Source organism: Flavobacterium sp. FG19, assembly GCF_057809475.1.
The window spans coordinates 94,665-106,150 of record NZ_JBMDKA010000003.1 but is presented as its reverse complement, the minus strand read 5'-3'; the positions used below and the strand labels follow the sequence as shown (position 1 = coordinate 106,150).

The window sequence follows — 11,486 nt, the reverse complement described above, 5'->3', positions numbered from 1 at the left end:
GAATCAGAAAAAAGGATTGGTAAATATTTGAAGGCTTTTGGGTTGTAACAAGCGGAACTTATGTTTATAAACAATCAAGACACCATTTTAAATGGTGTCTTGATTGTTGTTTTTGCCGGGAATAATAAATACTGCGGTAGTTTTGTTTCGTAGAAACTATGTTTGTTGTTAATCATTTTTATGTCTGGTATTGTACTCGTCAGCAATGTCAGTCCAGTCATCTTTCCAGGTATTGTAGAAGTAAATTTCTGCGTTCTCCCAGTCTTCTTCATCCCATTCGTCTCTTTCGTCTGTTAATTCTAATCTGCCGGAATCAACTGCATCAATTAAAAAAAGAAGAAAATCATCAAAATGATCTGCTATAACCGAAACAGGCTCGGGATCTCCTCCGGGCAAATAGATAATCTGACCTGTTTTTCCCTCTGGAGCCGGATCATAATCGATGCATAAAAAATTTCCGGAACCATCATGTGCAAAAGGAATCCTTTTTCCGGAATACATGATGTTCTTAATTTTATCTTTTTGATAAATGGAATCGGGTTCTGCCAGGCCTTCTGATTCTTTAAAAAAGTTCCATTGTATTTTTATTTCTTCAGTTCCCAGAAAACCAAAGCCAGCCATACAGCAAAGAATCTCCTTTTCTCCATCATACTTCTTTAATAAAGTAGTATAAGAGTCCGGCAGAACCAGGCCGATTGTGTTTTCTAATTGTAGTATATCTTCTTCATTTGCTCCATCATTCATGAATGTTGCAAAAATGTCGAGCTTTGATATAAAAGTCTCCTTTAGCTGGTCGATTAAATTGTTTTTCATCTTAGAGTGACTGTTTGTGTTTTGATTATGGATAGTGCAATAAACAAAAAAAAACACCACTTAAAAAGTGATGTTTGGATTTATAATGAAAAACAGGAGTACACCTGTAGAATAATAAGTTTATTGATTCTGCTCCAGTTTATCAATATCAGAAATCTGATCCAGTATATTGGTCTGATTAGGTGAAATGTAATTTTTTACTTCGGGAGCGAGTTCTTTTTTAAAAAGAAGGTCCAGGGCATTGTACAGTTTTAATAAAACATCTTTGTCCTCTTTTTTAATATCTAATGCGGAATTAAAATTGAAAACATAATTATTCGAATTACGTACTTCTACTTTTATCGTTTTGGATGTGATTTTAAACTTTACTATATCCATTGTTTACAAAATACTTAGTTTGCAAAAGACCATTTAAGGGCTTTCAGTTAAATACTGACTGAAAAATCTGCCCTGAAATTACAAAAAGTGCCATAAATAAAAAAACATCACTTATGTTAAGTGATGTTTTTACCTGGTAGCGAGGACGGGAGTTGAACCCGTGACCTCAGGGTTATGAATCCTGCGCTCTAACCAACTGAGCTACCTCGCCTGGACTGCTATCATGAATTCCTGATTGCGGGTGCAAAGATAGAAATAATATTAAAGCATACAAGTATAAAATGAAGAAAAAAAAATATTTTTAAAAATGTATTGTTTTTGGACATATATTCTTATATTTCCAAAAAAATTAAAAGTAGCACATGGATTCAAAAATACGTTACGAAATCGAGTTTCCGATCAATTCTTCGCCGCAATTATTGTATCAATATATATCAACGCCGTCAGGTTTATCAGAATGGTTTGCTGACAATGTTAATTCAAGAGGAGAGTTTTTTACATTTATCTGGAATGATTCACAGGAAAAAGCACGTCTGGCTTCTAAGAAATCCGGAGAAAAAGTAAAGTTTAAATGGGTTGATGAAAGCAGTAAGGATACTGAATACTTTTTTGAACTGCATATTTTAGTTGATGAATTAACTAAAGATGTCTCTCTGATGGTAGTAGATTTTGCTGATAAAGAAGAAATAGGAGAGGCTAAACAGTTGTGGGAGAACCAGATCTCAGATCTGAAACATCTTATAGGATCTGTTTAGTAAAAGTCTATTTTATGCCTTATATTTGCCCTGAACAAAATTCAGGGTTTTTTTATGATTAATTTTAATGGGAACATTACGCCAGAAGATAATTTATTAACTCAAAATCGTGCTTTTTTATATGGAGACGGTGTTTTTGAAACAGTAAAAATAATCAACAATAAAATCTTGTTTCTTGAAGATCATTATTTTAGACTGATGGCTTCTATGCGTGTGGTAAGAATGGAAATTCCAATGAATTTTACCATGGAATATTTCGAAGAACAGATTTTAAATCTTGTTAGCCGAAAAGGAATGGCGGCATCTGCCAGAGCCAGGATTACTATTTTTAGAAATGACGGGGGGCTGTATCTGCCTAAAACCAGAGAAGTTTCGTTTTTAATTAATGTTTCTTCACTGGAGAATACTTTGTATGCTTTGAATACAGCCGAATATGAGGTTGATTTGTATAAAGATTTTTATGTAACCAAACATTTATTGTCGTCTATTAAAACGACAAATAAAATGATACATGTTACCGGAAGCATTTTTGCAGATGAAAACGGACTGGCAAATTGTTTGTTAGTAAACGATGCCAAGAATGTAGTTGAAGCCCTTCAGGGGAATCTGTTTATGCTTACGGGTAAAAAGTTAATTACGCCGCCTGTTTCAGAAGGCTGTTTAAACGGAATTATGCGCAAGCAGATTCTAACACTGGCTAAAAAAATAGAGGGTATAGAGGTTGTCGAAGAAATAATTTCGCCATTTGATCTTCAAAAAGCAGACGAATTATTTCTGACCAATGTAATCATGGGAATACAGCCGATAACCAAATATCGAAAAAAAGAGTTTGTGAGTAATCTGGCTCATTTATTAGTTCAAAAACTAAATGAAACCCTGTCTGAAAATTAATTCAGATAGGGATTTTCAGGTGCGTTTGACCAAATAACATAATCTCCGCCCAGTTCTATAATTTGTTCTTTCCAGAAATGAGTGGTAGATTTTCCGATAATTTTGTTTTTATAACTATTATCGGCGATGATCCAGGAATTGCCCTGCATTTCATTCTCAAGCTGATTCTCGTCCCAGCCGGTATACCCTAAGAAAAAACGAATGTTGTTCTTACTGATCGATCCGTCGTTGATAAGGTCTTTGGTTGATTCGAAATCTCCGCCCCAGTAAATTCCGTTCGAAATTTCAACACTGTTTGGGATTAAATCCGGAATGTTGTGAATAAAATACAGGTTGTCTTGTTCGACAGGACCTCCGTTGTATATTTTAAAGTTGGCATCAATCTCAGGTATCAGATCATTAATAGTATATTTTAAAGGTTTATTAATGATGAAACCTATCGAACCTTCCTTGTTATGGTCTGCTAATAAAATTACCGATCTGTTAAAAGATAAATCCCCAATTATAGAAGGCTCGGCAATAAGCAGGTGTCCTTTTTTTAATTTTTCTGAAATCATACGGCTACAATTTTTATTAAATTTAATCATAAAATTTTTAAAATCACAAAAAAAATCGTTAAACCGCATAAAAAAACCCTCCATAAGAAGGGTTTTAATTATATTATTTTAGTTTAGAGAACTTTAATAATTAGTTCACTGCACTTTCTAATTCAGCTCCAGCTTTGAATTTTACTACATTTTTTGCAGCAATTTTGATAGTTTTTCCTGTTTGAGGATTTCTACCGTCTCTAGCAGCTCTCGCAGATACTGACCAAGATCCGAAACCTACTAATGAAATTCTTCCGCCTTTTTTCAAAGTAGTTCCTACGTTCCCTAAAAATGACTCTAAAGCTAATTTTGCCGCAGCTTTTGTAATTCCTGCATCAGCAGCGATAGCATCGATTAATTCTGATTTGTTCATAATAATTAGTTATTAATTGTTGGTTAAAAAAAATTGTTAATACACAAATTTAGTAGGAAATCCGTTGCGTGCAAGTGTTTTCTTTAATTTTAGCAATAATTGTTAATAACTTGCTTTTTTTGTTCATAAAGCAGGTTGTTTGTCGATCAAAAATAAGTACAAACCCCTGTTTTACTGAGCTTAATAGACCTTTGCGTCATCAGAAAAAGTAATGCCGTTTAATAATTCCGACACCTGCATTCTCTTCTTTCCTGGTAATTGTAAACTTAATAACTGAATGAAACCATTTTTTATTGCAATTTTGATTTCTTTTTTACTGCTTATCAAACTGCCGTTTTCGTAAGGATGATTTTCTAAAACCAGTCTTGCTTCATAAACTTTAATAGTAAGTTCTTCATTTTTGTCTTTCAAAAAACACCAGGCAGCTGGATAAGGGCTGAGACCCCGAATTAGGTTGTTGATTTCTTCGCCTGGTTTAGACCAGTCGATTTTGCAGTTTTCTTTGTTTAGTTTATAAGCAGTTTTGATATCGTGATGGTCTTCCTGGATAGTGGTAATAACATCTCCGGCTTCAATGACTTTTAAAGTGTCAATAACGGCAGCACTTCCCAAGTGCATTAAGCGGTCATGCAGTTCTCCGGCTGTTTCCTCCGGTTCAATGGCAATTTCTGAATTTAGGATCATCGCTCCCGTATCGATTTTATCATCTATAAAGAAAGTCGTAACGCCGGTTTTGGTTTCGCCATTGATAACAGCCCAGTTGATAGGAGCAGCTCCGCGATAATCTGGCAGTAAAGAAGCATGTAAGTTAAAAGTGCCCAGAGCAGGCATTTCCCAAACCACTTTAGGAAGCATTCTAAAAGCTACTACTACCTGCAAATTGGCATTTAAGGCCTTTAATTCGGCAAGAAAGTTCTCGTCTTTTAAATTAACAGGCTGCAGCAGGGTAAGGTTATTGGCCAGTGCATATTCTTTAACAGCCGAATATTTTATTTTTTGTCCGCGGCCGGCAGGCTTGTCTGCTGCCGTGATAACGCCCGCAACTTCGTAGTTGTTTTTGATAATGGTATCCAGAATGCCAACAGCAAATTCCGGAGTTCCCATAAATATAATTCGTAATTTTTCCATCAGGTTTTTAAAGTGTATTTATTATTGGCTAAGATGATAATATGGTTGTTTTCTAATAATTCCTGAAGAACTGAAAGAACATCTTTAGCATCCAGCTTTATCTGGTTCTGTATTTCGCGCGAAGTTAAGGCAGTTGCTTTTAATAAATGAAGGATTTTGTCAGCAATTGAATCGGCTTCGGTGATTTTTCCTTTTTGGGTAATACAATACGAACAAACCCCGCAGTTAGAATCGGCTTTTTCTCCAAAATAATCCAAAACCAGTCGGTTTTTGCAGGTTTTGTCTTCTTTTATATAATAGAGTACAGATGAAAGCTGATCATGTTTTAGTTTGTTTTGTTTCTCCAGGTATTTTGAAATCCGGTTTATAGTTAAATCGTCTTCACGGACTTCATTAAATAAGATAGTAGCATCATTGTTTTTGGATTTATATTCAATAATATCTTTCTCTTTTAATTTTTCTAAAAGTGCCGTGACCTGCTCTTCTTTGTGATTGGATTTTTTAGCAATTAACGGCAGGTTAACTGGTGTTTTTATTTCATGAATTCCCGGATAAGTTCGTAAAATTGCCAGCATGATTTCTTCATCGTTGGGATTAAGACTCATATACCGAATCACTTCTTTGGATTCGATAAGGAACTGTATCGTTACTTTTTCTGAAAACTCCTGAGACATCGTAATAATCCCCTGCTGGTTTAAAAACTGCAGCGCATTATAGGTTTTTAAAGTCGGAAAATCATATTTATTACAGAAATGATTCATTTTAAAAGAATATGACTCGTCTATTCCTTCTCCATAAGCAATCTGAAAATAATTGCAGAGTTTGATATACATGGTTTTTAAAAACTTCTTGTCCGGAAGTATGCTTAAAAACTGCTGTTCTGTTTGATTGGCGTCTGAATTGTTGAACAATAAGACGGAAAAGGATTTGTCGCCGTTTCGTCCGGCTCTTCCTGATTCCTGATAATAGTTTTCGAGATTTTCAGGAAGCTGGGTATGGATGACAGTTTTGACATTGTCTTTGTCAATTCCCATTCCAAAAGCATTTGTAGCAACAATAACCTGCGCCTGTTCTGACATCCACAACTGCATGTTTTTGTCTTTTTCCTGAGATGAAAGTCCACCATGATAATAGGTAGCCCTGAATCCGAGAGATTGTAATTGTGTAGAAATATTCAGGCATGATTTTCGGTTGCGAACATATATAATACAGGGCTGCGGGTTTTTCTTTAAAATCTGTTCAACACGATATAGTTTGTCTTCGACTTCAAAAACCATATAGGCAATATTCTTTCTTTCAAAAGACTGCTGAAAAAGTTTAGTGTTTTTTAATCCTAATTCAGTTTTAATGTCTTCCACAACTCTTGGTGTTGCAGTTGCGGTTAAAGCCAGAAAAGGGACTTTGGGAAAGAATTTTTTTAATTCGGAAATTTTTAAATACGCAGGTCTGAAATCATGTCCCCATTGCGAAACACAATGCGCCTCGTCTATGGCAATTAAATTGATGGGAAGGTTTTTGATGCGTTCCAAAATCCAGTCTGACTGTAGACGTTCCGGAGAAAGGTAAAGAAATTTATAGTTTCCGAACTGGCAGTTGTCGAGAAGATCAATAATGTCTTCAGTATGGATACCTCCGGTCAGAGCAATAGCTTTGATGTCTCTTTTTTGAAGATTGGCAACCTGATCTTTCATCAGGGCAATTAAAGGCGAAATTACAAGACAAATTCCTTCCTGCATCATAGTCGGAACCTGAAAGCAAACAGATTTTCCTCCTCCGGTGGGCAGCAGTGCAAAAGTGTCCCGGCCTTCTAAAACGGAATCGATAATTTCTTTTTGAAGCGGTCTGAAACCGGAGTGTTTCCAGTATTTAAAAAGGATTTCCTGTGCTTCCTGCATGGCCTTTGTTTTAAAGTTAAAAATTTAGAAATCGGGTTCTTGCTTGTAACTTTAAAACCGGCTGCTAAATTTTGTCTAAGATATAAAGAATTCTGTTTTCAACTGTATCTTTCGGAACCTCAATTAATTCGTAACCGTACTTTTGATACGTTTCAATTAAGTGCTTCTGAATCGTTAACGCCTGTTCGAAATTTTCATACCGTTCAGTGTCACTTTCATAAATTTCTTCCCAGGGTGGTAAAATAAAAGTTTTAGAATATTTGTAATCCTCGCAGGCTTTTATGAAATGATGTGGATATTCATCGCCTATATAATCCATATAAGCCACTACATCAGGAATACCACGATCAATAAAAACGACATTATGAGGCTCTTTTTCTGCATTTTCAAACTGTTGTATACGTCCTTCCAAAAGCATTTCGCTAAACAATAAAGGCTGTTCCAAAAACAATTGTTCGATACCCCTTTTCTGGGCTTCGAGCGTAACTTCTCTTGAAATTTCAGGGTAACAGCAGTAGTCCCGAGCTACTAATTCGTTTATAAGTGTAGATTTCCCCGTACCCGGGCCGCCTATGAGAACTATGATTTGTTTTTGCACTATTCTAAAAATAAAGCGCAAATTTACCTAAACTTATTCATAATTAAAAAGAATATTTATTAAGAGCGGATAATTTAGCATTTTTAGTGAAAATTGATTCCTGTTTTCGGTTTTATCTTTTATGGCAGACCCTGTTCTAAAAGGAGAATTTTACCCAGGAAAATTAAAGCTCAGCCAAATGCTGAATAGTAAAAGGGCGATTAATGATGTAATTGAGCCATAAAAAATACCAAACCCCGAATTTTTCATGATTTTATTATTCTCTGAAATTTTTCTAATTACAAGTCCAATTAGTACAGAAGCAATGACAGTTAAAATTATTATTAAAAAATTGTCAAGCAGTTTAAGTGCATAAATAATAAGGAAGTGAAGCAATAAGGTTGTTACAAAAGCAATATGTCTCATTTTTATTTAAAATTATTCACAAAACAAATACTTCCCAGGGCCTTTTCCTTTTTTAGAAGGCTCAATTAAATGCGATTCAAATTTCTTCCCTTTCAAAACATCATTTACAAAATCTAAAACATATTGTTGTCCTTCATGAAAAAGATAACCTGAAAATTCATGTCCGCCGCCGCAAAAAGTAATCAGTTCGATATCTTTATGCAGATCTCTCATTTGATTATAAACGGCATACGAGCCAAAAAGAATCAGCCAGCCCGAAGCATTTGTCGGGCAGGAGCGATGTGAACCTGCAGCATACGGAACAGTATCATCATTACTTCCATGCGCCAATAACATCGGAATTGCTTTTTCTTTTGTAATCAGATTAATATCCTGAATAGCTCCTGAACCTCCGATAAAACCTTTGTATTTAAAGTTTTCCGGTAAATTGCTTTTGTATAAATTCATTAGTTTATAATCCCAAAACGAAGCATGCAAACCAATTTCGGCACCCGCACTAATTCCGGAAATAAAGATTTTTGAAGTATCTAAATTGTATTGGTCTGCATTTTCAATTAAAAAAGCAGTTGCCTGCCACATGTCGCTTACACCAATTCGGATTGCTTTTATTTTTTCGGTCAAAGTTCCTTTGCAACCAAAATCTTTTCCTTTCATGTACAAGCTGTACGAAATACTCGCGACAGCATATCCGTTTTGTGCCATGAATTTTCCAAAATCTTTCTCACTTGTACGTTCTCCGCCAGAAAATCCACCGCCGAAAGCAAACATAATTAAAGGGATTTTTTCGTTAGCTTTTTTCTTTGGCAGGTATAAATCTAAATCCAGTTTTAAAGTGTCGTTTTGGAAGTAAGTTAAGGTTTTGACTTCTTGTGCCTGGATATTGTTGGATAAAACGACGATAAAAAGTAAAAGGAATTTTTTCATTGTAATATGTTTTAATCTCGCAAAGTCGCAAAGTTTTTCTGGCACGACTCGAACGATAGTGAACAGGCGAAGCAATTTCACGAATTTTCGCTAATTTTTATTTTTTGATTTGCCAAGTTAATTAAAATTGGTGAAATTGAATTTTAGGATTGAATAATTTGCGCTAATAAGTGTAATTCGTGGCAAAAAAACACCTTTATTTTTAGAGTCAAAAAATCTAAAATCTAAAATCATAAATCTGAAATCAAAACCGTATATTTGCGTTTATTTTTAATTACGAATGGAGAACGATAACGAAAAAAATACAGCCGAATTTTACGAAAGATTAAAATTAGAGCTTGATAACGCAAACACCTGGCCTGCAGAATATTTATACAAATTTATAGTGCCTTCTGTAGCCGATAATGTAGAGCGTGTTGAAAAAGCTTTTGATCGAATGGGAGCGGTTATTAAAACAACAAAATCTAAAACAGGTAAATTTACCAGCGTTTCTGTAGATGTTACTATGAACAGTTCAGATGATGTGATTAGTAAATACAAAGAAGTTTCTACAATTGAAGGTATAGTTTCATTATAAACTTATGATCGAAAAATATAAAAGAGAAGCCGCAAGCGACGTTGTCTATAATTTAGAATATAATTCTGAAAGACAGCGCTTAATTATTCCGGAGTATGGTCGTCATTTACAAAAACTGATTGATCAGGCTACAGCAATAGAAGATGATGAAACGCGCAATAAAGCGGCCAAATATATCATTCAGGTTATGGGAAGTCTAAACCCGCATTTGCGTGATGTGCCGGATTTTCAGCATAAACTTTGGGATCAGCTTTTTATCATGTCTGATTTTAAACTGAATGTTGAATCGCCATACCCAATTCCGTCTAGAGATGTTTTGCAGTTAAAACCGGAGGTTTTACAGTATCCGCAGAACTTTCCTAAATACCGGTTTTATGGAAATAACATCAAATACATGATTGATGTTGCCAATAAATGGGAAGAAGGCGAGATGAAAAACGCATTGGTAATGGTAATTGCCAACCATATGAAAAAATCTTTCCTGAGCTGGAACAAAGACACTGTAAAAGATGATGTGATTTTTGAGCATTTGTATGAATTGTCAGGAGGAAAAATAAACTTACTGCACAGTACAGAAGAGCTGTTAAACACAACTGATCTAATGCGCACTAACAAACGCATGTCTAATAAAACAGCGTCAGGTGTACAGCCAAAAGCTCAAAACAACAAGAATAACAACAAAGGCGGACAAAAAAAGAATTTTCAAAAAAACAATAATCAAAAATAAAGTGGCTAAGATGCTAAGTTTCTAAGATGCTAAGATTTTAGCTCAGAACCTTAGAATCTCAGAACCTCAGAACCTTAAAAACAATCTATGGGAATTTTTAAAATCGAAGGAGGAACTCCTTTAAAAGGAGAAATCACTCCGCAGGGAGCAAAAAATGAGGCATTACAAATTTTATGTGCCGTGCTGCTGACAGGAGAGAAAGTAAAAATTAATAACATTCCTGATATTATAGACATCAATAAATTAATCACTTTGCTGGGGAATTTAGGGGTGAAAATTCAACGTAACGAGCCGGGATCAATTACTTTTCAGGCTGATGAGGTAAACGTTGGATATTTAGAAACAGAAGCTTTCAAAAAAGAAGGCGGAGCGCTTCGTGGTTCTATTATGATTGTTGGGCCGCTTTTGGCTCGTTTCGGAAAAGGATATATTCCAAAACCGGGTGGAGATAAAATTGGACGCCGCAGATTAGATACGCACTTTGAAGGTTTTATTAACCTTGGAGCAAAATTCAGATACAACAGAGAAGATCACTTTTACGGAGTAGAATCTCCAAAAGAAGGACTGCAGGGAACCGACATGCTTCTTGACGAAGCTTCTGTAACCGGAACTGCGAATATTGTAATGGCAGCTGTTTTAGCAAAAGGGACAACTACCGTTTACAATGCTGCCTGTGAACCTTACTTACAGCAGTTATGTAAAATGCTGAACTCTATGGGAGCTAAAATCACCGGAGTTGGTTCCAATTTATTGACTATCGAAGGTGTTGAAAGTCTGGGTGGCTGCGAGCATACTATTTTACCGGATATGATCGAAATTGGTTCCTGGATTGGTCTGGCAGCTATGACAAAAAGCGAAATCACAATCAAAAATGTAAGCTGGGAAAATTTAGGTTTGATTCCGAATACTTTTAGAAAATTAGGAATTACAATCGAAAAACGTAATGACGATATTTACATTCCGGCTCACAAAGACGGATACGAAGTAAAAACAGACATCGACGGTTCTATTTTAACTATTGCCGATGCGCCTTGGCCAGGATTTACACCTGACTTACTAAGTATCGTTTTGGTTGTGGCAACACAGGCAAAAGGAGATGTGTTAATTCACCAGAAAATGTTCGAAAGCCGTTTGTTTTTCGTGGATAAACTAATCGATATGGGAGCCAAAATCATGTTATGTGACCCACACAGAGCGGTGGTTATGGGACATAATTTCGAATCTCAATTAAAAGCAACAACCATGTCGTCTCCTGATATTCGTGCAGGGATCTCATTATTGATTGCGGCGCTTTCTGCAAAAGGAACAAGTACAATCCAGAATATCGAGCAAATCGATCGTGGATATGAGCGTATTGATGAGCGTTTAAGAGCGATCGGTGCAAAAATCGTAAGAGCTTAAAAGTTTATAGCCACGAATTCACGAATTCAAATCG

13 protein-coding genes and 1 tRNA gene are annotated in these 11,486 nt (G+C 35.5%); 5 read left to right on the top strand and 9 right to left on the bottom strand.

What is annotated here, in order from left to right; translation table 11 throughout:
• Positions 1 to 168 precede the first annotated feature (168 nt).
• From ACODST_RS04125 to ACODST_RS04115, 3 genes are all read right to left on the bottom strand, one after another.
• Complete coding sequence (locus ACODST_RS04125) at positions 169 to 813, bottom strand: SMI1/KNR4 family protein (protein ID WP_488930843.1); 645 nt, start codon at positions 811 to 813, stop codon at positions 169 to 171.
• A gap of 120 nt (positions 814 to 933) precedes the next feature.
• Positions 934 to 1,191 (bottom strand): hypothetical protein, encoded by a 258-nt coding sequence (locus ACODST_RS04120; RefSeq protein ID WP_488930842.1) that lies wholly within the window; start codon positions 1,189 to 1,191, stop codon positions 934 to 936.
• 134 nt (positions 1,192 to 1,325) lie between these two features.
• Positions 1,326 to 1,402 (bottom strand) — tRNA-Met (locus ACODST_RS04115).
• Between the two features lie 151 nt (positions 1,403 to 1,553).
• Between ACODST_RS04115 and ACODST_RS04110 the strand changes: the two genes are divergently transcribed.
• Positions 1,554 to 1,946, top strand: coding sequence for an START-like domain-containing protein (locus tag ACODST_RS04110; protein WP_281232054.1), 393 nt, complete (start codon positions 1,554 to 1,556; stop codon positions 1,944 to 1,946).
• A 54-nt stretch (positions 1,947 to 2,000) separates the two neighbouring features.
• Positions 2,001 to 2,837, top strand: coding sequence for an aminotransferase class IV (locus tag ACODST_RS04105; RefSeq protein ID WP_488930841.1), 837 nt, complete (start codon positions 2,001 to 2,003; stop codon positions 2,835 to 2,837).
• Here ACODST_RS04105 and ACODST_RS04100 read toward each other — a convergent pair.
• The 6 genes from ACODST_RS04100 to ACODST_RS04075 form a co-directional block, all read right to left on the bottom strand.
• On the bottom strand, positions 2,834 to 3,394 hold the full coding sequence (locus tag ACODST_RS04100) for a YqgE/AlgH family protein (RefSeq protein WP_488930840.1): 561 nt from the start codon (positions 3,392 to 3,394) through the stop codon (positions 2,834 to 2,836). The genes ACODST_RS04105 and ACODST_RS04100 overlap by 4 nt on opposite strands.
• A gap of 130 nt (positions 3,395 to 3,524) precedes the next feature.
• Complete coding sequence (locus tag ACODST_RS04095; RefSeq protein WP_071635005.1) at positions 3,525 to 3,797, bottom strand: HU family DNA-binding protein; 273 nt, start codon at positions 3,795 to 3,797, stop codon at positions 3,525 to 3,527.
• 180 nt (positions 3,798 to 3,977) lie between these two features.
• On the bottom strand, positions 3,978 to 4,925 hold the full coding sequence (fmt, locus tag ACODST_RS04090) for a methionyl-tRNA formyltransferase (protein WP_488930839.1): 948 nt from the start codon (positions 4,923 to 4,925) through the stop codon (positions 3,978 to 3,980).
• Positions 4,925 to 6,820 carry a RecQ family ATP-dependent DNA helicase gene (locus ACODST_RS04085; protein ID WP_488930838.1) on the bottom strand — a complete coding sequence of 632 codons (1,896 nt, stop codon included), beginning with the start codon at positions 6,818 to 6,820 and terminating at the stop codon, positions 4,925 to 4,927. Before ACODST_RS04085 ends, fmt begins: the two co-directional genes overlap by 1 nt.
• Before the next feature lie 64 nt (positions 6,821 to 6,884).
• Positions 6,885 to 7,418: an AAA family ATPase gene (locus ACODST_RS04080; protein ID WP_488930837.1), complete on the bottom strand. Its 534-nt coding sequence runs from the start codon at positions 7,416 to 7,418 to the stop codon at positions 6,885 to 6,887.
• A 417-nt stretch (positions 7,419 to 7,835) separates the two neighbouring features.
• A complete protein-coding gene (locus ACODST_RS04075) occupies positions 7,836 to 8,747 on the bottom strand; it encodes an alpha/beta hydrolase family protein (protein ID WP_488930836.1) in 912 nt (303 codons plus the stop codon).
• A 280-nt stretch (positions 8,748 to 9,027) separates the two neighbouring features.
• Between ACODST_RS04075 and ACODST_RS04070 the strand changes: the two genes are divergently transcribed.
• The 3 genes from ACODST_RS04070 to murA all read left to right on the top strand — a co-directional run bounded on the left by ACODST_RS04070 (position 9,028) and on the right by murA (position 11,452).
• Positions 9,028 to 9,324: a DUF493 family protein gene (locus ACODST_RS04070; protein ID WP_488930835.1), complete on the top strand. Its 297-nt coding sequence runs from the start codon at positions 9,028 to 9,030 to the stop codon at positions 9,322 to 9,324.
• Between the two features lie 4 nt (positions 9,325 to 9,328).
• Positions 9,329 to 10,051, top strand: a complete 723-nt coding sequence (locus ACODST_RS04065) for a DUF4290 domain-containing protein (RefSeq protein WP_488930834.1) — start codon at positions 9,329 to 9,331, stop codon at positions 10,049 to 10,051.
• 87 nt (positions 10,052 to 10,138) lie between these two features.
• Complete coding sequence (gene murA, locus ACODST_RS04060; protein ID WP_488930833.1) at positions 10,139 to 11,452, top strand: UDP-N-acetylglucosamine 1-carboxyvinyltransferase; 1,314 nt, start codon at positions 10,139 to 10,141, stop codon at positions 11,450 to 11,452.
• The last annotated feature ends 34 nt before the right edge of the window (positions 11,453 to 11,486 follow it).